This window comes from Bartonella sp. AC10YNML (assembly GCF_042196825.1).
Classification (GTDB): Bacteria; Pseudomonadota; Alphaproteobacteria; order Rhizobiales; family Rhizobiaceae; genus Bartonella.
Window position 1 is genome coordinate 55,574 of sequence record NZ_JBHIRA010000006.1, and the last position, 22,135, is coordinate 77,708.

Sequence of the window (22,135 nt, forward strand, 5' to 3'; positions counted from 1 at the left end):
CAATCATGAAATGCCATCCCAATATTGGAATGGCATTTTTCTTTGAAAGAGCCCTATGTGTTATTATTTTTGCCTTTTGAAAATCATGAACTCCCGTATCCAGATCCAAGCCAATGTTGGCTGAGTTTCGGTTTAACAGAAGTTCCGGCTCAAAAATGGGCGCAAAATTTAAAAATTATTACGCCTTGGCGACCAGATTTTTTAAAATTTGTCGATACTCAATTTCACTGCTCTCCTCAAATAGATAAAACTTTCAACTATGATGGTGCATTTTTACATTTGAGCAAATATCGTGGTTTTAATCAAAATTGTTTTCTTGATTTATTAGAATGCGTTAAACCCAATGGATGGGTTGTGATCAGTGGGAATAAAACTGCTGGTGCTGCTTCAATGATGAAATGGGTCAAAAATATTGTCCCCATCACCAATAAACTGTCTAAAAATCATGGTCTGGTATTTTGGCTGCAAGTTCCTCCACAAATAGAGAAACAGAATATTGTACAATTGCGCTCACCACCGCTTACTTTTGGTAAATTTCAAACTACTTCTGGTATGTTCTCACACGGTCGTATTGATCCAGGATCTGCTGCGCTTGCTTCTTATATGCTCAAAGTTATTTCTGGAAAAACAGCTGATTTTGGTGCTGGATGGGGTTATCTTTCTCACGTTGCGCTTGAAAGAAGTGAAAAACTCACTGCTCTCGACCTTTATGAAGCAGACTACAATGCTTTGAGAGCAGCAAAACAGCACCTTAAATCCATAACAACTCCTTTTCCAATTCATTTTTATTGGCACGACCTTGTACATGAACCTATCACAAATCTATATGACACAATCATTTCAAATCCACCGTTTCACACACAACAAACAACAGATGTTTCATTAGGAAAAAATTTTATTATAAATGCTGCAAAGTGCTTAAAGCCAAGCGGCAGTCTGCTTTTTGTTGCAAACCGCCACCTGCCTTATGAAACATTATTAAAAAATATTTTCCGCACAGTGTTGATACACGAACAACCCCATGGTTTCAAAATTATCGAAGCACGCAGATAAACAGAACAAGCAATAACTTTCAAAGAATAAAACGTGAAAGATCGATATCAGCAGCAAGCTCGCCAATAGATTTTCTCACGTAAGCAGCATCAATTGTAAATGTTGTTCCAGCTTTATCAGGCGCGGTGAAAGAAATTTCATCCAAAACGCGCTCCATCACTGTTTGCAAACGACGTGCCCCTATATTTTCAATCCTTGCATTTAAATCTACAGCAATATCTGCTAAAGCATCAATAGCATCATCTGTAATTTCCAAATGAACCTCTTCCGTTGCCATAAGAGCGATATATTGTTTAATCAAACTAGCTTCTGGTTCCGTTAGAATGCGTCGTAAATCTTCCCTTGTTAAAGGGTTGAGCTCCACACGGATGGGCAAACGTCCTTGAAGTTCCGGTAATAAATCAGATGGCTTGGAAACATGAAATGCACCTGAGGCAATAAAAAGAATATGATCGGTTTTTATTTGCCCATATTTTGTAGAAATTGTTGTTCCTTCAACCAAAGGCAAAAGATCCCGTTGAACGCCCTCACGCGAAACCGCAACACTTGCTCCACCATCCCTGGTTGCAATTTTATCAATCTCGTCGATAAAAACAATACCGTCATTTTCAGCAACACGAAGCGCCTCTTGAATAATTTGCTCCTGATCAAGGAGTTTTTCAGATTCATCATCAATGAGCGGCTTAAAAGCATCTCTTACTGTCGTCTTACGGACTTTTGTACGACTGCCCATTTTTCCCAAAATATCTGATAAATTCATAATACCCATTTGCGCCCCAGGCATACCAGGAATATCAAAGGTTGAAGCACTACTGCTATTATTATCGGCGACTTCAATTTCAATCTCTTTTTCATCTAATTCACCTTCACGCAATTTTTTACGAAAACTATCACGAGTAGTAGGACTTGCTGTTTTACCAACAAGGGCGTCTAAAACACGCTCTTCAGCATTCACGTGGGCCTTTTCTTTTATTTCATCCCGTTTCTTTTCACGCACAAGAGAAATGGCAATTTCAACAAGATCTCGAATAATTTGCTCAACATCACGTCCCACATAACCAACTTCAGTAAATTTAGTCGCTTCTACTTTAACGAAGGGTGCTCCAGAAAGTTTTGCTAATCGACGTGCAATACCAGTTTTACCAACACCTGTTGGCCCTATCATTAAAATATTTTTTGGCATAACTTCTTCACGCATCGGCTCATCAAGCTGTTGCCTACGCCACCGATTGCGCAGTGCAATAGCTACAGAGCGTTTGGCATCATTTTGGCCAATAATAAAACGATCAAGTTCAGAAACAGTCTCACGAGGGGAAAATACAACACACATTTAAATAGCTTTCTCTAAAGAAGATAATTCTGCATCCAATGTTTCAATCGTAAAATGATCATTGGTGTAAACACAAATTTTAGCGGCAATAGCCATAGCTTTACGAGCAATAGTTTCTGCATCCAAATCCAAATCCATGAGTGCACGCGCTGCTGAAAGAGCAAAATTTCCTCCAGAGCCAATTGCCATAACCCCATCTTCTGGTTCTAAAACATCACCAAGCCCTGTTAGAGCCAAAGTTACTTTCTTATCAGCCACGAGCATCATTGCTTCGAGACGACGCAAATAGCGATCTGTTCTCCAATCTTTTGCAAGTTCTACACAGGCACGCATAAGCTGATCAGGATATTGTTCAAGCTTTGTTTCCAATCTCTCCAGTAATGTAAAAGCATCTGCCGTAGCACCTGCAAAACCAGCAATAACCACTCCGTTCTTTCCAAGACGACGCACTTTACGTGCATTGCCTTTCATAATTGTCTGTCCAAGAGAAACCTGACCATCACCGGCCATCACGACTTTTCCACCTTTTCGTACCGTAATAATTGTTGTACCATACATTATGTCTGGCTTATGTTCTGTCATAAGGAAACTCCTTAATATTAACTTTACTTTTTAATATTGATTTCTTTTCATACAATGTAAAACTCAATTACTATTGTCCTATTTAAGAACATATACAGCAAAACACAATGATTCAGCATAACTCAATTTGTTGAAAATGGAAAAATGATATCATTGTTGTCAATGCAAATTACTGCTAAATAGCTTTATATAAACAGTTTGTGCTTTTTAGAGGAAAATTATGAAAAAAATAGCCATAGGGACCTTAGGTGGAACAATTGCAATGACGGCTGATAGTTTTGGTCACATGCAACCAACTTTAACTTCAGATAACCTCATAAAAAGTGTTCCTGCTTTAAATAACGTTGCTGATATTCATGCACAAACATTAATGCAAATACCAAGTGGATCTTTATCGTTTCAAATGCTTTTTGAAATAATTAAGTGGGCAAAACAACAAATAAACGCTGGTGCAGAAGGTATTGTTTTAACACAAGGGACTGATACTCTGGAAGAAACAGCTTTTTTTCTTTCTCTTTATTGGAAAGAAGCTGAACCTCTCATCATAACCGGTGCTATGCGCATGCCTCATGAAGCAGGAGCCGATGGCCCAGCTAATATTTTAGCAGCCACTCGCGTTGCGGCAGCCCCACAAAGTCGTAACAGAGGCGTTCTCGTTGTCATCAATGATACAATTCATTCACCTTATTGGCTCTATAAAAGCCATACCGTCAAAGTCGAAACATTTCAATCAGGTCTTGCAGGTGTTTTAGGAACTATTTTAGAGGAAAAACTTATTTATTTCAATGATCGAAAATTTTTCCCAAAAACGTTTGATTTTCCCCAAAACCATGATCATCAAATTGCACTCCTCTATTCCTCTTTATCTTCTGATGCACAATTAATGAAACTCTGCCTCGAAAGTGGGTATTATGCTGGGCTTGTTATCGCCGGTTTTGGTGCAGGACACTGTAGTTTTCAAGAAGCAGACCTCGTACAACAATATGCACAAAAAATACCAATCATTATTGCTAGTCGTTGTTGTAATGGCTCCACAACTCGTATAACTTATGGCTATAAAGGCTCAGAAATCGATATGATTGCTTCTGGTGCGCTCATGTCTGGTTATTTATCAGCCGTAAAAGCGCGTCTACTTTTATGGGCTTTTTTGGCGCAAGGGTATTCATTGGAACAAATCCGTGTAGATTGGAATGACTGGACGATAAGCTAACAAAAAATGACCTATTATCTTGAAGAAGAGAGCATGAAAAACAAAATTCACTTGAATACAAAGCCGTTCACATGTCCGTTCTTAATCGATTGCTGCGGCAGAAAAATTCTCGACCAATACAAATGATTGATACGACTATACAAAAAATTAATCAGAAAGATAATCTGGTCAAATCCGTTTCTGACCGATATTCACCCTACCGTGTCTTTACTGCACAACAATGGTCAGAGTTTCGTGCGGATACACCTCTTACTTTGACTTTTGATGAAATTAAGCGTTTACGCTCTATGGATGATCCTATCGATCTTGAGGAAGTTCAACGCATTTATCTTTCTTTATCGCGTTTGTTATCATGCCATGTTGAAGCCGTACAGGAACTTTTTCACAAACGTCAGAAGTTTCTCCATCAAGAAGAGATGAGGAAAACGCCTTTTATTATTGGAATTGCTGGTTCTGTAGCAGTAGGAAAATCAACCACTGCTCGCATTCTTCAAGAACTATTGAAACGTTGGACATCTAGTCTTAAAGTTGATCTGATCACAACGGATGGTTTTCTCTATCCTAACGCAATCTTACAGCAAAAAAATCGTATGAATCGTAAAGGATTTCCTGATTCTTATGACATTAAAAAATTGCTATGCTTTCTTTCTGCTATAAAAGCAGGTGTCGGAAATATTCGTGCTCCGCTTTACTCACATATGACCTATGATGTTCTAGAAAACCAGACAATTGCCATTGACCATCCTGATATTTTAATTGTTGAAGGTATTAATGTATTACAGGTCAGTGATCTTCCTAAAGATGGGAAAGCCATTCCTTTCGTATCTGATTTTTTTGATTTTTCAATTTATGTCGATGCTGAAACAGAAGTCATTCGTCACTGGTATTTGGAACGTTTTAAACGTTTGCGTAAAACAGCTTTCCAAAATCCTGAATCCTATTTTCATCGTTATGCCCACCTCAATGAAAAAGAAGCCTCAAAAATTGCTGAGGATCTTTGGCAAACGATTAATTTAAAAAATTTACAAGAAAATATATTGCCAACACGACCAAGGTCCAATCTCATTCTACGAAAGGGAAAAAATCATTTGGTCGAATATGTCGCACTTAGACGACTATAAGGATCTCATAACTATGCACCACCACCCCATTCATTTTACCTCAACGCGTATCGATAACAGTTGCCCTATCATCTTGGTAAACCAAAGAACTCTTGCCAACTTATCACTTGATGCGTCAACAACAGCATGGATAAAAGTTAATGACTTTACTGGTAAAGCAGGACAAATACTCTTTATTCCTCACGAAACGGGGCATTTAAAAAAAGTTTTATTTGGAATTGGCAATGGTAACGATCCTTTTATCACAGGAGTTCTTGCTCAAAAACTTCCTGCTGGTCAATGGCATTTAGAAGGTACAAACTCTGATGAAATAAATACCTATCTTGGATTGGCATTCGGCAGTTATCAATTTAATCGCTATCGTCAAAATTCTTCTTTCAAATCATTATCTATCCATGTCAATGAGGCAATTGATCTTAATGAACTCCAACGAATTTATGAAGCTGTCTTCTTTGTCCGTGATCTCATTAATATTCCAGCCAATGATATGAACCCTGATACTCTCGAAAAAGAAGTACGACAACTAGGAAAAATTTATGGTGCTCATGTCCAAAGTATTTGTGGAGATGATCTCTTAACCCATAACTTTCCGATGATTCATGCCGTAGGACGAGCAGGCAGTACTCCACCACGACTGATTGAGTTACTCTGGGGCCAAGAACATCATCCTAAAATAACGTTGGTGGGCAAAGGCGTAACTTTTGATACTGGAGGACTCGATATTAAATCAGCCAATAACATGTTGCTTATGAAAAAAGACATGGGGGGTGGAGCAAACGTTTTGGGATTGGCTAAACTTATCATGGATGCAAAATTGCCTTTCCGTCTACGCGTTTTGATTCCAGCTGTAGAAAATGCAATTTCTGCGAATGCTTACCGACCAGGTGATATTCTCAAAAGTCGTAAAGGTTTAAGTGTTGAAGTAGGTAATACAGATGCTGAAGGGCGACTTGTCCTTGCCGATGCACTCGCCTATGGTGATGAAGAAAGTCCACAATTCATGCTTTGCATGGCTACTTTAACAGGAGCAGCACGCACAGCATTAGGACCAGATCTTCCGGCATTTTATTGTAATGATTCAATATGGGCACAACAAATTTCTGAATCTGCTCACGCTGTTTTTGATCCTCTTTGGCAAATGCCCCTTTGGAAACCTTACCAAGAGATGTTATCATCACCAATTGCTGACCTTAACAATGTAACTGGAAATAGCTTTGCTGGCTCTATAATCGCTGCTTTATTTCTTAATTCTTTTGTTGAAAAAACTGAACATTTTGCGCATTTTGACCTTTATGGATGGGTTCCAAAAGAAAAACCAGGATACCCTATTGGTGGATCAGCACAAACTATCCGTGCCCTTTATAATATTTTTAAAAATGAGTTTTGACACAAATATCCACAAAAATGGATAATTTTGCAGCTTAAAGAATAATTGGTCTTACACTGTGTTCTTGGTTTTATTGGAAGATAAAAATCTTACCAAGACAGTTTTCGTGAGTCTTCTTAAAGGTGAGATGCCCAAAAATGGAAAGCAAAAAAATGATCTCTAAAGACCCAAGGCTTTATGCATTCAGAGATGATCTAGCAGATCAACGTCTTGAAACAGAAATTACAGCTCAGCGCTTTGTTCAAGGTAAAAAAAGACGTGTTAATACCGCGGTCGCCGGACTTTTTAAAGAAAATAGTAAAAACAGTGAAAGACAAACAGAATGCTTATTCGGAGAAGAGCTTCTCATTTTTGAACAAGGGGAAACGATGTCGTGGGGGCAATCACTCAAGGATGGTTATGTCGGTTATATTGATACAAAAGTTCTTTGTTCATCAACCATAAAACAAACGCATGTGGTTTCAGTACCACGCACATTTAAATATTTACACGCTGACTTACGTGGACCGATAAGCTCCCCTTTATCTATGGGAAGCAAAGTCAGTGTTGTTGATGAAATTGAAGTCCGTGATACAACGTATTCTATTCTTGAAAATGGAACGGCAATCATTACGAGCCATCTCAGCCCCATTGGACGCGTATATGAAGATTATGTCACAGTTGCAGAAACCTTTATCCGTACACCTTATCTTTGGGGTGGTATCAGCGGTTTTGGAATTGATTGTTCGGGACTCATTCAGCTCTCTATGATGATGACCGATCAAATAGTTTTACGAGACACCGATATGCAGCAAGAAACTGTAGGCAAGCTTCTTACAGACACTGATAAACTTCAACGAGGTGATTTAATTTTTTGGAAAGGTCATGTGGCTATTATGATTGATCATGAAAATATTATTCACGCTAATGGTTTTTCTATGGACGTTATGATCGAGCCATTGGAAGAAGCAATTACGCGTATCGCTAAAAAAAATCAATACCCCATTGCAAAACGTCGCCCAATTCAAGAAATTTAATACATGCCTCCTATAAAAAATTAATTGAATGTTTTTTATTATACAATAGATTGATTTATAAGGATAATTATCCATTATTTACTCTGTGTCAAGCATTCTAAATATCGTAAAATTCTCTCATTTCAAATCGGTTTTTATGTTGAATCAATCAAAATCGCTTGCTTGTTCATCACAAGCAAAATTGATGTATAAGTAAAAATATCCCTTATGAATGCTCTCAAATGCCAAGAGCTATCATAATAACATTGGGACCAACTTACTCCTTCGTAAGCGTAAGGATAGTATGCTCAATAGATTTTACATTATTTCCATATTTCCATGGGAGCTTTAACGTTATACCATTCACTAGTGCGGCACGAAACGGGTTTTGGAGCATTGCGAAATGCCTCTTTTAAACAAGCTCGTGAATACGCAGCACAATGCCGCTCTACATTACGTAAAGAACGCGCTCCTCTTAATCAAAAGCAACATTTTTGATCTTTTTTTAAAGTTCATACTCATTTAGAAATCTTTATCAATATTCGCCTATCTTTAAATACTGAGAAAACTAATCGACCGTCTTACTGAAGAACTTTCATTAAAATATCATATAGTCAATTATAAATCGTATTACATAACTTAAATAAGAGTTCTTAATATTATCATATTTCACTGTTTCAAATACCTTTATTACAAGTCAATAGAGAAATAAGCGTATTATAAAAAAATGAAAATAAAGATTACTACGCAGATTTATTATTTCTTTTCTATTCAGTTTTATGTTTTTTTAAATATACAAAAATAATATATTCCTTATTTATATACTTACCTAGGTAGCTTTTTCTCCATCTCTCATACCATAGATATGTATGATATATAGTTCTCTAAGAAGTCTTATTTTCATGTTTTCTTTTATATTTAATCATTCATTAACCGTATGTTTTATTTTTTTAAAATTATTTTTTAAATTACATACCACTCTTTTTATTCGTACGTTATTGAACATTTTTTTGATTGGGAAATCGTATAACATCAAGAAAAATAAAACTTATGATTACAAAACAATACGTTATTATATAATATATGTATTACATATGATAATTAGGATTTTGGTCATGTAAAACAATCTCCAATAATAAACACAAAGCGTTCTTTTTTAAAGCATTTTTTGAATTTTTTCTATTATTGATATCTTATGAAATAAATACTCCTAATATCTCTCAGTGCATCTAAGACAATCTCTCAATGATAATCGCGAAAAGTATAAATCCATTATCTACCACCATTTTTATGCTTATAAAGCGTGCAAAGGCATCATTATATACTTTGCTAATTCTCAATGTTGCGATAACCCTTGGCTAGTAGAGAGTGTTCTTTCAGCACGTATTTTATTTCTTTCTTAAATAATTTTAACATGCCCCGCCCCGCTTGGAACATGAAAAAGAATGATTTTGATTAATTTAAAATAAGACAGTTTTGAAATGAGAAAATTTTTTACGACTCTGGACTTCCCCATGCAACATAAAAAATTATATTATCATTATAACTCAATATATTGGTTTATATTTAAACAATATTCCCTGCTTATAACACATCAAAGAAGAAAATTTCTCAATAACTGAATTAATGGTTTATCTGCATCAGGCATAGGATATTGATCAAGATCATTAATAAAAACCCATTCTAAATTTTGCCCTTCTCGTCCTTGTGCAACGCCCTCATAATGGTCACAAAGATACAATGGCATTAAGAGATGAAATGTCTTATAGCTATGACTTGCAAATGTTAAAGGGTGTAAATTATTTGGTTGAACATAAATACCAAGCTCTTCCTCTAGTTCACGAATCAATGATGCTTCCGGAGTTTCACCTTGCTCAACCTTGCCACCAGGAAACTCCCATAAACCAGCTAGTGATTTTCCTTCAGGACGCTTAGTTAGCAAAACACGATTATTCTGATCGAACAATGCGCATGCAACAACAAGAAGAATGGAACTTTTTATATACATATTACTCGCCAATAGGGATCATAAAGATAACTGTCTTTATCTATCATATCCACCTGCTCTTAAAAGAACTTACATCCTTCATTTTTTCTGAAAAATAATAAGCTGTTAAATATAAAATGCATCCATTAACTTCTATAATTGCTGTTGATCATAACGTACTCTTTTGTTAAATCGCAAGACCAAACTTTCGCTGTACCATTACCCAAACCGATATCAACACGAATTGTGATGTGCTTACCTTGCATATAAGTACCTATTGTCTCTTCACAATACTCAGGATCTCGTTCGCCATTGATCGCCACACGATGCTCACCAAACCAAATCATCAATAGATCACGATCGACTTCAACACCAGCCTTCCCAACGGCCATAACCACCCGTCCCCAATTCGCATCTTCACCGGCAATAGCCGTTTTTACAAGTGGTGAATTTGCAATTGACAAAGCAATCGTTTTTGCAGCATCGTTTGTTGTAGCACCAATTACATTAACCTCAATTAAATGACGAGCACCTTCACCATCACAAACAACTTGTAATGCGAGCTCGTGCAAAAGTGCACTCAAGTGCTTTGAGAACACTTCATAACGCGGATCTGTTTTACATCTAATGCAGGGAAAATGTTCTTTTCCTGTCGCAAACAACATAAGCGTATCTGAAGTTGAGGTATCACTATCAACAGTAATTGAATTAAAAGAACCCTCAACTGCCTCTGATAACATGGATTGGAGTGCATCCGAAGAAATAGTAGCATCACTAACTACAAATGACAGCATTGTCGCCATATCGGGTGCAATCATACCAGCACCCTTTGCAATTCCATTAATGGTAACACACTCTCCCCCACAGTCAAAAGTGCGCGTCGCAAGTTTTGGAAATGTGTCCGTTGTCATTATGGCTTTTGCAGCTTCCAACCAATTTCCCTCTTCTGCTGTCTCTGTCATACTTGGTAAAAGATTGACAATACCCGAGGCATCCATTGGCTCACCAATAACACCTGTGGAAGCTATAAAAACTTCATCTTTTCTAACCTTTAAAGCGTTCGCTGCTGCATATATTATTTCATTCGTTGTGTGCTTTCCTTTGCTTCCTGTAAAAGCATTTGCATTTCCAGAATTCACAACAACAGCTCTAGCAACCCCATGAGGAAGCGATGCGCGACAATGCTCTACAGGAGCAGATGGACATTTTGAACGGGTAAAAACGCCTGCCACATTCACTGGCTTATCGAATATGATGAAAAGAAGATCTGTACGATCTTTATATTTAATCCCAGCTTCAGCTGTTGCTATCCGTACACCAGATAATGGAGAAAGCTCTTGGATCTTTTGAGGCGACAAAGGAGAGATTTTCAAAACCACAATATGCTTTCTATAAAAAAATGAAATGATTGCAGATCAATAACCTCTCATAGAAAACTGCTAGATTTTTTGAACAAAACCAACCTAGCAAATTATCTATTAAAGAGGCTATCTACTTATTTTCCTAGCTATTCCGTATCTTCTTCATCGGACGTCTCATCGGGAAGCAGCGTCCCATTTTGATGAAGCGATTCCATGATTTTTGTAACATTAGGATCAGGGTATTTCACATCTATCTTGCTACGTAAATCAACAATCAGTTCTTGATAGCGCTTTTTTATCAGCTGTGTCCGCAACATTTCTTTAACATCATCAAATGCAGGCGGTTGTTTTACACGACGATCCTCTAATTTAATAATATGCCAACCAAAAGGACTTTCAACAGGTTGTTTAGTGTATTCGCCAACTTTTAAACCAAATGCGGCATCTTCAAAAGGCTTGACCATTTGACCATGGCTAAAATAACCAAGATCACCCCCAACGGCAGCAGAACCATCTGTTGAACTTTTCTTTGCAATCTCTTCAAAACTTTCGCCTTTATTTAAATGCTTAATGATAGCTTCTGCTTCTTTTCTCGTTTTGACCAAAATATGACGCGCTTTAACCTCATCCTCCTTAGGTAGAGCAGCAACTTCTTGCTTATAAAGAGCTTCCAAATCAGTATCCGATATTTTGTCAACAATCGTTTGTTTAAAATAAAGCTGTTGAAGAACATTATCACGCATGACTGCCATACGTTTATCGTAAGCTTCTGTCTTATCAAGACCTTTTCTTCTTGCTTCTTTTGCAAGTGCCTGCATATCTAAATAAGCTTTTAGAACCATCATACGACGTTGTTCATCAGGAAAACGTGCTAAATTAGGATTTATTTCAAGTGCTAAATCATCCAATTGACCTGCTGTAATATTTTTCCCATCAATAACTGCCATAACATGAGAAGGAGAAATTGCTTTTTCAGAAGCTTTCTCCAAAGTTTTTAAATCATTCGATGGTGAATTCACACCTTCTTGGGCTTTCACCCCTAAACTTGTACTTGCCAATAAAGTTGATGCTAAAAACAGCGTGATAAAGTTGAATTTCATAAATATACTCCTTAAAAGTGAAGGCAGGTTCAAGATTCCAATTTTCTTTACCATAACACTTTATTCTTTAAATATAGAGAAATAAATTAGTAATTTCATTGTAAAAAATATAAAATCGTTCTTTTATCTCAGTTTCTACAACCCTATCTAATGCAAATGAAAAACATGATCATAGAGAAAAATGACATATTGTATCTTCAATTACTTTGTATTGTATCAGTTAAATAGCATACCTAAAGTTGACATAGCGCGCTTAGCCTCTTATCTCTACGTTACAATTAAAATGGAAAATTGCACACCTGCAAGTATAATGGTACCATCTGCATTTCATTATATCTCTAATGATATCAGAAAACTTAAAGAAAATGTAGAGAATGGGGAAAACGTATGAATTACCCAACAAAAGTGACAATAATTAAAAGAAAGGGCCAGTGATGGTCGGTTTAGGTGTTTTTGCACGTAAATTTTTTGGTTCAGCTCATGAGCGACGCCTCAAAGCACTCCGCCAAAAAGTTGCACAAATTAATGCTTTGGAAGAACAATTCGTAAAATTAAGTGATGAGCAGCTTTACCAAAAAACAGATGCCTTTCGTAAACGTCTTAGTGGAGGTGAAAGTATTGATTTGCTCTTACCAGAAGCTTTCGCAACTGTTCGTGAAGCAGCAAAACGTGTTTATGACATGCGTCCTTTTGACGTACAACTTATTGGTGGAATGGTCCTTCACGACTGCGGCATAGCTGAAATGCGTACTGGTGAAGGTAAAACATTAATGGCAACTCTACCAATTTATCTCAATGCATTGGAAGGTAAAGGCGTTCATGTTGTGACAGTAAACGATTATCTCGCCAGTCGTGATGCTGAAACAATGGGGAAAATTTTTAGTTTTCTAGGGCTTACAACAGGCGTGATTCTTCATGATCTTGATAGTGAAGCCCGCCGAGAGGCATATGCATGCGACATCACCTATGCCACAAATAATGAACTAGGTTTTGACTATTTGCGTGATAATATGGCCTTCGATCATAGTCAAATGGTCCAACGTGGACATCATTACGCAATTGTTGATGAAGTTGATTCGATTCTTATTGATGAAGCCCGTACCCCCCTTATTATTTCTGGTCCTCTAGAAGATCGTACTGACTTCTATAACCTTATTGATACATTTATTCCTGCCTTAACTCCAGAAGACTATGAAATAGACGAAAAACAAAAAACAACGACCTTTACCGAAGTTGGTACTGAAAAAATTGAAAAAATGCTCGAACAAGCTGGGCATCTTAAAGGTGAGAGTCTTTATGACATAGAAAATGTCGCTATCGTTCATCATGTCAATAATGCTCTAAAAGCTCATAAACTGTTTGCTCGCGATAAAGATTATATTGTTCGCAATGATGAGATCGTTATTATTGACGAATTTACAGGGCGAATGATGCCTGGGCGGCGTTATTCTGAAGGACTTCATCAAGCTTTAGAAGCTAAAGAGCATGTTGCTATTCAACCAGAAAACCAGACACTTGCTTCCATCACTTTCCAAAATTACTTCCGTATGTATAGAAAATTATCTGGCATGACTGGAACTGCAACAACAGAAGCCGAAGAATTCAGAAATATTTATGGTCTTGACGTTGTCGAAGTTCCTACAAATTTGCCAATACAACGTATTGATGAAGATGATGAGATTTATCGAACAGCAGAAGAGAAATATCGGGCAATTGTGCGTGATATCCGTCAAGCACACGAAAAAGAACAGCCTATTCTTGTTGGAACAACCTCTATTGAAAAATCAGAACAATTGGCAGAACGTTTGCGAAAAGAAGGCATTACCGATTTTAGAGTCTTAAATGCTCGCTATCACGAACAAGAAGCATATATCATTGCGCAAGCAGGAGTTCCTAGAGCTCTCACCATTGCAACCAACATGGCAGGACGCGGTACGGATATACAACTTGGTGGTAATGTTGAAATGCGCATTCGACAAGAGTTACAGGATATCCCCGAAGGTCCAGAGCGGACAGCTAAAATTGAAGAAATAAAAAAAGATGTCAAGCAACTTAAAGAAAAAGCTTTAGCGGCTGGAGGGCTTTACGTTATCGCTACTGAACGTCATGAAAGCCGTCGTATTGATAACCAGCTTCGTGGACGTTCTGGTCGCCAAGGCGATCCTGGTCGCTCAAAATTCTTTCTCTCTCTTCAAGATGATCTTATGCGTATCTTTGGCTCCAACCGTATGGATGGTATGCTACAAAAACTTGGATTGAAAGAAAATGAAGCTATTATCCATCCATGGATTAATAAAGCCCTTGAAAAAGCACAAAAAAAGGTCGAAGCACGAAACTTTGAAATTCGTAAAAATCTACTAAAATATGATGATGTCATGAATGATCAACGCAAAGTTATTTTTGAACAGCGTATGGAGGTCATGAATGCAGATGATTTATCAGAAATGATCCTTGAAATGCGTAATGAAGTCGTAGAGGATCTCGTAGAGGCTTATATTCCATCAGGGACATATTCTGAAAAATGGGATGCAAAAACTCTCGAAGAAGAGCTTCAACAACTCTTTAATCTTGAGCTTCCAGTGGAAGAATGGGCAAAAGAAGATGGAATTGCCGAGGAGCAAATTCTAGAGCGTGTATCAGATGCTGTTACAAAACTTGAAAATGATCGTACTGAACGATATTCTCCAGAAGTTATGGCTTATTTTCACAAAGCAGTGTTGCTCGAAACTATTGACACGTTATGGCGTGAACATCTGGTAAGTTTAGACCATTTGCGTTCTGTTGTTGGGTTTCGTGGTTATGCGCAGCGGGATCCACTCAATGAATATAAGACAGAATCATTTGAACTCTTTCAAAATATGTTGAAAAATTTGCGCAGAATTGTCACTTCTAAACTTATGCGCTTTGAAATTATTCAACAACCCACAGAACCAACCATGCCTGAGCAAACGGATGCTGTTTCATCCGTCTTTAATGATCAAAGTCAAGAAAATGCTCCAACCTTATGGGCACGATCACAAGAAAATAGATTTGTTAATCCACAAGATCGTGACCCTAACGATATAACCACATGGGGAAAAGTTGGACGTAATGAGCGTTGTCCTTGCGGTTCAGAAAAAAAATACAAACACTGTCATGGAGCCTTTGTTTGAAAAGTAAACTATGCAAATGAATAAAAAGCGAAATTATGAGCAAGAATTGCGCACAGCTGGTTTAAGAGTAACACGTCAACGACGTGTTATTCTTGATATTTTGACGGATACAAATGATCATCCCAATGCATTTGAAATTTTTCAGCGTGCAAACAAAATAGATTCGAATATTTCACTCTCAACGGTTTATCGAACCATGAAAATATTAGAAGGAAATGGAACAATTCATCGCCATAGCTTTAGTGGTGGTCCATCTCGTTTTGAGCAAGCAGATGGGCAACATCATGATCATCTTATTGATATAGAAACAGGACAAGTTATCGAGTTTCATTCTGATGTTATTGAAAAGCTGCAAGAGGAAATTGCAAAATCCCTTGGCTATGATATTATTCATCATCGCCTTGAACTTTACGGAAAAAAAAACTCTTAAAAAAATGATTATATATCATTAGATAAAATACCTCAGGCAAATCAAATTTTATAAAAATTTACCTTTAAAATATAATAGTTTTCATTGGCAAAAAAAAAGAATTGCTTTATTACCTCTTTTTGTATGATGCTATACGGTAATTCATTGCCGATATTATCACAAAAAATCATTGCAAAAAAATATTATAAAAATTGTATTATGAAAAATTAGGCCAATATTATCATGGTTTCTTTGCCACAAGATCGTATGAAACAGCTTGAAAAGCGCTTTGAAATAATTGAAAGCCAAATGACAACAAATCCAAATGCTGAAACATATGTCAAATTAGCTTCTGAATATGCAGAACTACAACCCGTTATTACCTCTATACGCGCATTAAATGCTCTTTACGGAGAGATTACAGAATTAGAAGCGATTATCAACGATAAACAAACAGATATAGAGATGCGTAACCTTGCCCAGGAAGAGCTACCATCGTTATATAAAAAAGGAGAGCAATTTGAAAAAGAACTCCAGATTCTGCTTTTGCCTAAAGATGTTGCTGATGAAAAAAGCGCTATTATTGAAATTCGAGCAGGAACGGGTGGATCAGAAGCAGCACTTTTTTCCGGTGATCTTTTTCGCATGTATGAACGTTATGCCCATGCTCACCATTGGAAAGTAGAAGTTATTTCACTCAGTGAGGGGGAAGTTGGCGGATATAAAGAGATTATTGCTAGCATTTCAGGAAAAGGTGTCTTTTCTAAATTGAAATATGAATCAGGTGTCCATCGTGTGCAACGCATCCCTGAAACAGAGACAGGTGGACGTATCCATACATCTGCTGCTACCGTTGCTGTACTTCCAGAGGCTGAAGATATTGATATTGATATTCGTCCTGAAGATATTCGTATCGACACAATGCGTGCATCTGGAGCAGGAGGACAGCATGTTAATACAACGGATTCAGCTGTTCGTATCACGCATATTCCAACAGGAATTATGGTCGTACAAGCAGAAAAATCACAACATCAAAACAGAGCACGAGCCCTTCAAATTTTACGGGCACGCTTATTCGATATCGAACGACAAAAAGCGGAAAATGAACGTTCAGCTTCCCGTAAGAGCCAAGTTGGTTCTGGTGATCGTTCAGAACGTATTCGTACCTATAATTTTCCACAAGGACGCATCACGGATCACCGTATTAATCTGACCCTGTATAAGCTTGATCGCATATTGGAAGGAGATCTTGATGAGCTTATTCATGCACTCATCTCAGATCACCAAACAGCACTCCTGATGGAAATGGACAATAATTGAACAAATATTCTTTCAAAAATGTCATCCAACAAACTCAAGAAAAATTGCGCATGAAAGGAATTTCTGAAGCCAATCTCGATGCGAAAATACTCATTGAATGGATAACAGGAATAAATGCTGCTGAAAGAATTTCTCAACCAGATATACCTCTATCTTCTGAGCACATTACACAAATAGAACAGGCTGTCCAACGGCGGATTGCAGGCGAACCCGTCTACCGTATTATAGGAGAACGAGAATTTTATGGCATATCCTTCGCTTTGTCTCAAGAGACGTTAGAACCCCGTCCTGATACAGAAACGTTGATAGATCTTGTTCTCCCTTTCCTCAAAAAATATGTCGAAAATTCGAGAAAAATAACACTCCTTGATATGGGGACAGGAAGTGGCGCCATTGCCATTGCCATTCTTAAACACATTCCACAATCCTATGCAGTCGCTGTCGATATTTCTGAAGATGCCCTTAAAACAGCGACAAAAAATGCAAAAAATGCTGAAGTAATACATCGCTTCACACCTCTTCTTAGCGATTGGTTTAATTCTGTCACTGGTCGCTTTGATTTCATTGTTTCCAATCCACCTTATATCCCCGCAAAAGATATCAAAAAACTTGCAAAAGAAGTGCGCTTACATGATCCATTACGCGCTCTTATCGGTGGAAAAGATGGTCTTGATTTTTATCGTAAGCTCGCCCATGAAGCAGCCAACTACTTAAAAGAAAACGGCACTATCGCTGTTGAAATTGGTTACTCTCAAGAAAAAGAAGTTTGCAATTTGTTTGAAACAAATGGCTTTCAATGCTTAGAAATGCGCAAAGACCTCAGTGGAATACCCCGCGCACTTCTATTTGCATGCAAACATTAAAATTCCCAATCATCATCCGTGGTAGCAACCGCCTTGCCAATGACATAAGAAGAACCTGCCCCTGAAAAAAAGTCATGATTTTCGTCAGAGTTTGGTGATAAAGCTGCCAAAATAGCGGGATTAACACGACAAACCTCAGGGGGGAAAAGAGCTTCAAAACCTAAATTCATTAAAGCCTTGTTAGCATTATAATGAAGAAAAATTTTAACATCTTCCGTCAATCCAAGTGCATCATAAAGATCTTCAGTATATTTGCACTCGATGTTATAAAGGTCAAAGAGCAGGTTAAAAGCAAAATCTTTAATTTCTTGTCTTTTGGCTTCATCAAGCTTTGCAAAGCCCAATTGGAATTTATAACCTATATAATAACCGTGAACCGCTTCATCACGAATGATCAGTCGAATGAGATCTGCTGTATTGGTTAACTTAGCGCGACTGGCCCAATACATGGGCAAATAAAAACCAGAATAAAATAAAAAGCTTTCCAGTAAAGTAGAAGCAATTTTTTTCTTGAGTGGATCATTTGCTTCATAACGTTCAAGTACTAATCTAGCCTTTTTCTGCAAATGAATATTTTCTTCCGACCATCTAAATGCATCATCAACTTCTACGGTCGAGCAAAGGGTTGAAAAAATAGAGGAATAAGAACGTGCATGAACCGCTTCCATAAACGCAATATTCGTCAAAACCGCCTCCTCATGCTCTGTTATCGCATCAGCCAGAAGCGAAATGGCTCCTACAGTGTTTTGAATTGTATCTAAAAGCGTTAGTCCTGTAAAAACACGAATCGTTAATTTACGTTCTTCATCCGTTAAGCTTGACCATGAGGGAATGTCATTGGAAAGTGGAACCTTCTCAGGTAACCAAAAATTCCCAGTTAAGCGGTTCCATACTTCAAGATCTTTCTCATCATGTAATCTATTCCAATTAACAGCACACACAACAGGATTTTTGGTTGTAATCTTTGTCATATGATGATCTCCTATAAACTGCACGAAACACAGCCATCTACTTCTGTTCCACTTAATGCTACTTGCCGTAATCGTACATAATAAATACTCTTGATACCCTTTTTCCAAGCATAAATTTGTGCGCGGTTAATATCACGTGTGGTCGCTGTATCGGGAAAAAATAATGTTAATGAAAGACCTTGATCAACATGCTGTGTTGCAACAGCATAGGTATCTATAATTTTTTCAGGCCCAATCTCATAAGCATCTTGGTAAAAATTCAAATTCGTATTATCCATATAAGGAGCGGGATAATAAACGCGCCCAATTTTTCCCTCTTTGCGAATTTCAATTTTTGAAGCAATTGGATGAATAGAAGAAGTGGCATGATTAATATAGGAAATAGATCCCGTGGGTGGAACAGCCTGTAGATTGCGATTATACAACCCATACTCAACAACTAAATCTTTGAGTTCCTGCCAATCATTTTGACTTGGAATAACAATATTGTTCCGTGCAAAAAGCTCTTGTACAAGCGCAAATTGCGGTTTCCATTCTTTTTCAATATATTTTTCGAAAAAACGCCCATCTGCATAAGCTGATTTTTCAAACCCTGCAAATATTTCTTGACGTTCGCGCGCAATTAAATTGGAAGCACGTATGGCGTGATATGTCACAATATAAAAGTAGATATTGGTAAAATCAATCGCTTCTGGAGATCCATAATAAATCTGCTCACGCGCTAGAAACCCATGCAAATTCATTTGTCCCAAACCAATCGCATGACTTTCGGCATTGCCTTTCGCAATGGAAGGTACACAAGCAATATTGCTCATATCCGAAACAGCAGTCAGAGCACGAACAGCAGATTCTACGGTCTGTCCAAAATCAGGACTTTCCATTGCTTTGGCAATATTCATGGATCCAAGATTACAGGATATGTCACTTCCAATCGTGCGATACGTTAAATCTGTCTCCAGTTCACTCGCCTCACTCACCTGCAAAATTTCTGAACATAAATTGCTCATACTTATGCGCCCAGCTATCGGATTCGATCGATTAGCAGTATCCTCAAATAAAATATAGGGATAACCCGACTCGAATTGAATTTCCGCTAGTGTCTGGAAAAAAACGCGTGCACTTATTTTCTTTTTACGAATCTTTGCATTATCAACAAAGGATCGATAATGCTCCGTTAAAGAAATATCGCTAAAGGGTTTACCTGTAACACGCTCGATGTCATACGATGAGAAGAGATACATATCCTCATTATTCCGTGCAAGCTCAAAAGTAATATCAGGAATAACGACACCAAGCGAAAGCGTTTTGATTCTAACTTTTTCATCAGCATTTTCACGCTTTGTATCCAAAAACTTCATAATATCTAAATGATGAGCATGCAAATAAACAGCTCCAGCCCCCTGTCGTGCCCCAAGCTGATTGGCGTAAGAAAAAGAATCTTCCAAGAGTTTCATCACCGGTAAAACACCTGAGGACTGATTTTCTATTTGCTTAATTGGCGCTCCAGCTTCCCGCAAATTGGTCAAACAAAGCGCCACACCTCCACCACGTTTTGAAAGCTGCAAAGCCGAATTAACCGAACGACCTATCGATTCCATATTATCTTCAACACGTAGCAAAAAACACGAAACCAATTCACCACGTTGTTTTTTGCCAGCATTTAGAAATGTCGGCGTTGCTGGTTGAAAACGTCCTGTAATAATTTCATCCACAAAACTTTCCGCAAGAGCTTTATTCCCTTGTGCCAAATATAAAGCTACAAGACAGACGCGATCTTCATAACGTTCAAGATAACGTTTCCCATCAAAAGTCTTCAGTGTATAGCTGGTATAATACTTAAACGCGCCTAAAAAGGTAGGAAAACGAAATTTAAATGCATAAGCACGTTTAAAAAGCTTTTTAATAAAAGAAAAATCATAAAGCTCAAACAAAGCTTTTTCATAATAACCTTCTTCTATTAAGTAATCTATTTTTTCCTTCAGGTTATGAAAAAAAACTGTATTTTGATTAACATGCTGAAGAAAATATTGCCGCGCAGCAAGCCGATCCATATCAAATTGAATATGACCATTTTCATCATAAAGATTAAGCATTGCATTCAACGCATGATAATCAGTAACCTGATCCGATTTCTGCGATTGTCCTATACCAATTGTTTCCAAAATCTTTCCAATCCCTTTTTTACATAGATAACGTCTTCATCAGTTCCACGCAGCTCAAAACGATAAAGGCAAGGGACACAACATTTTTCAGCAATAATTTTACTTGCTAAATTATAATAGCGACCAAAATTACGATTCCCACCGCCAATAACACCACAAATTAATTTTCGGTTCTCAGATTCATTAAGAAACTGGACAACGGCCTTTGGCACGGCCCCTCTTCCTTCGCCATCTGCATATGTAGGAACAACCAATACATAAGGTTCACCAACCAATGCAGAAGGCTTTTTTTTATCAATTTTGAAGAGTCGTTGACCAAGCTGCGAGACAAAATGTTCTGTATTACCCGTTGCACTCGAATAATAAACAATAAGCCCCATTAAGCACAAAGACCACTAATCATATCTGGTCTAAAACCAGACCAATGATTTTCACCACAAACAACGACAGGAACCTGACGATACCCCAGAGATTGAACAAAACTATATGCTTGTTCATCACAGGAAATATCAACAACACGATAATGAATGCCTTTTGCATCAAAAGCGCGGCGTGTAGCATCACATTGGACACAAGATGGTTTACTATAAATAGTGATCGACATTTTCTTCAACTTTCACAATTCCAAACAATCAACCCTGAAAGGTCAATCTAATAATTTTATAGGTACTCAAGAATAACAAAAAACAGAAATTGTAAGCAAAACATGTGGTTATTTTCAAATAATACACAGCTTCCTAAACATAACAGAATTCCTCATCAAATAACTTCAAAAACTATGATGAGAATAAGCGATTATTCTACAACTTAAATGGCAAAGCCCCCTAGTTATAAAACAATCTTTTGCTTGCATTACAATTCCCTCCTGCTGTCTAAAAAACTAACGTTCTAAACCACCGTTTTTCAAGAGCTCTAGTTTACTCTTTTACGGCAAAAATCAATTACAAAAACGAAAGGGAATCCTTCCAAAAGAGACTCTTCAGTAAAAATACTGCTATACCTTTGGCCAATAAACTCTTTACAATAATGGAAATAACTTAGATACCAAACGAAACACACTAACACCCTCTCTTGTGCTTATTTAGAATCACCAATCATTTTGATACTATATATAGTATATACTCTCTCTCTT

The 22,135-nt window shown here is 37.4% G+C and carries 18 protein-coding genes; 9 read left to right on the top strand and 9 right to left on the bottom strand.

The features are described from left to right. Positions 1–57: 57 nt before the first annotated feature. On the top strand, positions 58–1,053 hold the full coding sequence (locus ACFINA_RS04640) for a class I SAM-dependent methyltransferase (protein ID WP_375610548.1): 996 nt from the start codon (positions 58–60) through the stop codon (positions 1,051–1,053). A gap of 19 nt (positions 1,054–1,072) precedes the next feature. On the opposite strand, the gene hslU is transcribed toward ACFINA_RS04640, so the two are convergent. Both hslU and hslV read right to left on the bottom strand, forming a co-directional pair. Beyond that, complete coding sequence (hslU, locus tag ACFINA_RS04645; protein ID WP_375606778.1) at positions 1,073–2,383, bottom strand: ATP-dependent protease ATPase subunit HslU; 1,311 nt, start codon at positions 2,381–2,383, stop codon at positions 1,073–1,075. Continuing rightward, positions 2,384–2,965, bottom strand: coding sequence for an ATP-dependent protease subunit HslV (gene hslV / locus ACFINA_RS04650; protein WP_012754621.1), 582 nt, complete (start codon positions 2,963–2,965; stop codon positions 2,384–2,386). Between the two features lie 220 nt (positions 2,966–3,185). Between hslV and ACFINA_RS04655 the strand changes: the two genes are divergently transcribed. The 4 genes from ACFINA_RS04655 (at position 3,186) to ACFINA_RS04670 (ending at position 7,699) form a co-directional block, all read left to right on the top strand. Continuing rightward, on the top strand, positions 3,186–4,175 hold the full coding sequence (locus ACFINA_RS04655) for an asparaginase (RefSeq protein WP_375615157.1): 990 nt from the start codon (positions 3,186–3,188) through the stop codon (positions 4,173–4,175). Between the two features lie 122 nt (positions 4,176–4,297). Then, positions 4,298–5,296: a type I pantothenate kinase gene (coaA, locus tag ACFINA_RS04660; protein ID WP_375606822.1), complete on the top strand. Its 999-nt coding sequence runs from the start codon at positions 4,298–4,300 to the stop codon at positions 5,294–5,296. Between the two features lie 13 nt (positions 5,297–5,309). Then, on the top strand, positions 5,310–6,683 hold the full coding sequence (locus ACFINA_RS04665) for a M17 family metallopeptidase (RefSeq protein WP_375614575.1): 1,374 nt from the start codon (positions 5,310–5,312) through the stop codon (positions 6,681–6,683). Positions 6,684–6,835: 152 nt separating this feature from the next. Beyond that, complete coding sequence (locus ACFINA_RS04670) at positions 6,836–7,699, top strand: NlpC/P60 family protein (protein ID WP_375614581.1); 864 nt, start codon at positions 6,836–6,838, stop codon at positions 7,697–7,699. A 1,573-nt stretch (positions 7,700–9,272) separates the two neighbouring features. Here the strand turns inward: ACFINA_RS04670 and mutT are convergent. The 3 genes from mutT to ACFINA_RS04685 form a co-directional block, all read right to left on the bottom strand. After that, the gene (mutT, locus tag ACFINA_RS04675; RefSeq protein WP_375608018.1) at positions 9,273–9,686 is read right to left on the bottom strand and encodes an 8-oxo-dGTP diphosphatase MutT; all 414 of its coding nucleotides are present in this window, start codon (positions 9,684–9,686) and stop codon (positions 9,273–9,275) included. A 125-nt stretch (positions 9,687–9,811) separates the two neighbouring features. Further along, entirely contained in the window at positions 9,812–11,044 is a 1,233-nt protein-coding gene (gene argJ, locus ACFINA_RS04680; RefSeq protein ID WP_375608017.1) for a bifunctional glutamate N-acetyltransferase/amino-acid acetyltransferase ArgJ, read from the bottom strand. A 128-nt stretch (positions 11,045–11,172) separates the two neighbouring features. Then, positions 11,173–12,126: a peptidylprolyl isomerase gene (locus ACFINA_RS04685; RefSeq protein ID WP_375606773.1), complete on the bottom strand. Its 954-nt coding sequence runs from the start codon at positions 12,124–12,126 to the stop codon at positions 11,173–11,175. Positions 12,127–12,560: 434 nt separating this feature from the next. On the opposite strand from ACFINA_RS04685, the gene secA reads away from it, so the two are divergent. From secA to prmC, 4 genes are all read left to right on the top strand, one after another. Then, complete coding sequence (secA, locus tag ACFINA_RS04690; protein ID WP_375606772.1) at positions 12,561–15,278, top strand: preprotein translocase subunit SecA; 2,718 nt, start codon at positions 12,561–12,563, stop codon at positions 15,276–15,278. A gap of 10 nt (positions 15,279–15,288) precedes the next feature. Continuing rightward, positions 15,289–15,708, top strand: a complete 420-nt coding sequence (locus ACFINA_RS04695; protein ID WP_375606771.1) for a Fur family transcriptional regulator — start codon at positions 15,289–15,291, stop codon at positions 15,706–15,708. 222 nt (positions 15,709–15,930) lie between these two features. After that, positions 15,931–17,007 carry a peptide chain release factor 1 gene (gene prfA / locus ACFINA_RS04700; RefSeq protein ID WP_375606770.1) on the top strand — a complete coding sequence of 359 codons (1,077 nt, stop codon included), beginning with the start codon at positions 15,931–15,933 and terminating at the stop codon, positions 17,005–17,007. After that, positions 17,004–17,870 carry a peptide chain release factor N(5)-glutamine methyltransferase gene (gene prmC, locus ACFINA_RS04705; RefSeq protein WP_375606769.1) on the top strand — a complete coding sequence of 289 codons (867 nt, stop codon included), beginning with the start codon at positions 17,004–17,006 and terminating at the stop codon, positions 17,868–17,870. The genes prfA and prmC overlap by 4 nt, the downstream gene beginning before the upstream one ends. Here the strand turns inward: prmC and nrdF are convergent. From nrdF to nrdH, 4 genes are read right to left on the bottom strand one after another with little or no spacing between them, the layout of a single operon-like run. Then, entirely contained in the window at positions 17,867–18,841 is a 975-nt protein-coding gene (gene nrdF, locus ACFINA_RS04710) for a class 1b ribonucleoside-diphosphate reductase subunit beta (protein ID WP_273722534.1), read from the bottom strand. The genes prmC and nrdF overlap by 4 nt on opposite strands. An 11-nt stretch (positions 18,842–18,852) precedes the next feature. Next, a complete protein-coding gene (gene nrdE / locus ACFINA_RS04715; RefSeq protein WP_375606768.1) occupies positions 18,853–21,003 on the bottom strand; it encodes a class 1b ribonucleoside-diphosphate reductase subunit alpha in 2,151 nt (716 codons plus the stop codon). Next, a complete protein-coding gene (gene nrdI, locus ACFINA_RS04720) occupies positions 20,985–21,383 on the bottom strand; it encodes a class Ib ribonucleoside-diphosphate reductase assembly flavoprotein NrdI (RefSeq protein WP_375606767.1) in 399 nt (132 codons plus the stop codon). The genes nrdE and nrdI overlap by 19 nt, the downstream gene beginning before the upstream one ends. Beyond that, positions 21,383–21,607: a glutaredoxin-like protein NrdH gene (gene nrdH, locus ACFINA_RS04725; protein ID WP_005774163.1), complete on the bottom strand. Its 225-nt coding sequence runs from the start codon at positions 21,605–21,607 to the stop codon at positions 21,383–21,385. Before nrdH ends, nrdI begins: the two co-directional genes overlap by 1 nt. Positions 21,608–22,135: the final 528 nt, after the last annotated feature.

Coding starts and splice junctions, on each gene's coding strand:
- mutT (WP_375608018.1), bottom strand. CDS start 9,686: ATGTATATAAAAAGTTCCATTCTTCTTGTTGTTGCATGCGCATTGTTC.
- ACFINA_RS04655 (WP_375615157.1), top strand. CDS start 3,186: ATGAAAAAAATAGCCATAGGGACCTTAGGTGGAACAATTGCAATGACG.
- nrdI (WP_375606767.1), bottom strand. CDS start 21,383: ATGGGGCTTATTGTTTATTATTCGAGTGCAACGGGTAATACAGAACAT.
- hslV (WP_012754621.1), bottom strand. CDS start 2,965: ATGACAGAACATAAGCCAGACATAATGTATGGTACAACAATTATTACG.
- ACFINA_RS04685 (WP_375606773.1), bottom strand. CDS start 12,126: ATGAAATTCAACTTTATCACGCTGTTTTTAGCATCAACTTTATTGGCA.
- ACFINA_RS04665 (WP_375614575.1), top strand. CDS start 5,310: ATGCACCACCACCCCATTCATTTTACCTCAACGCGTATCGATAACAGT.
- ACFINA_RS04670 (WP_375614581.1), top strand. CDS start 6,836: ATGATCTCTAAAGACCCAAGGCTTTATGCATTCAGAGATGATCTAGCA.
- nrdH (WP_005774163.1), bottom strand. CDS start 21,607: ATGTCGATCACTATTTATAGTAAACCATCTTGTGTCCAATGTGATGCT.
- prfA (WP_375606770.1), top strand. CDS start 15,931: ATGGTTTCTTTGCCACAAGATCGTATGAAACAGCTTGAAAAGCGCTTT.
- nrdF (WP_273722534.1), bottom strand. CDS start 18,841: ATGACAAAGATTACAACCAAAAATCCTGTTGTGTGTGCTGTTAATTGG.
- hslU (WP_375606778.1), bottom strand. CDS start 2,383: ATGTGTGTTGTATTTTCCCCTCGTGAGACTGTTTCTGAACTTGATCGT.
- ACFINA_RS04695 (WP_375606771.1), top strand. CDS start 15,289: ATGCAAATGAATAAAAAGCGAAATTATGAGCAAGAATTGCGCACAGCT.
- secA (WP_375606772.1), top strand. CDS start 12,561: ATGGTCGGTTTAGGTGTTTTTGCACGTAAATTTTTTGGTTCAGCTCAT.
- coaA (WP_375606822.1), top strand. CDS start 4,298: ATGATTGATACGACTATACAAAAAATTAATCAGAAAGATAATCTGGTC.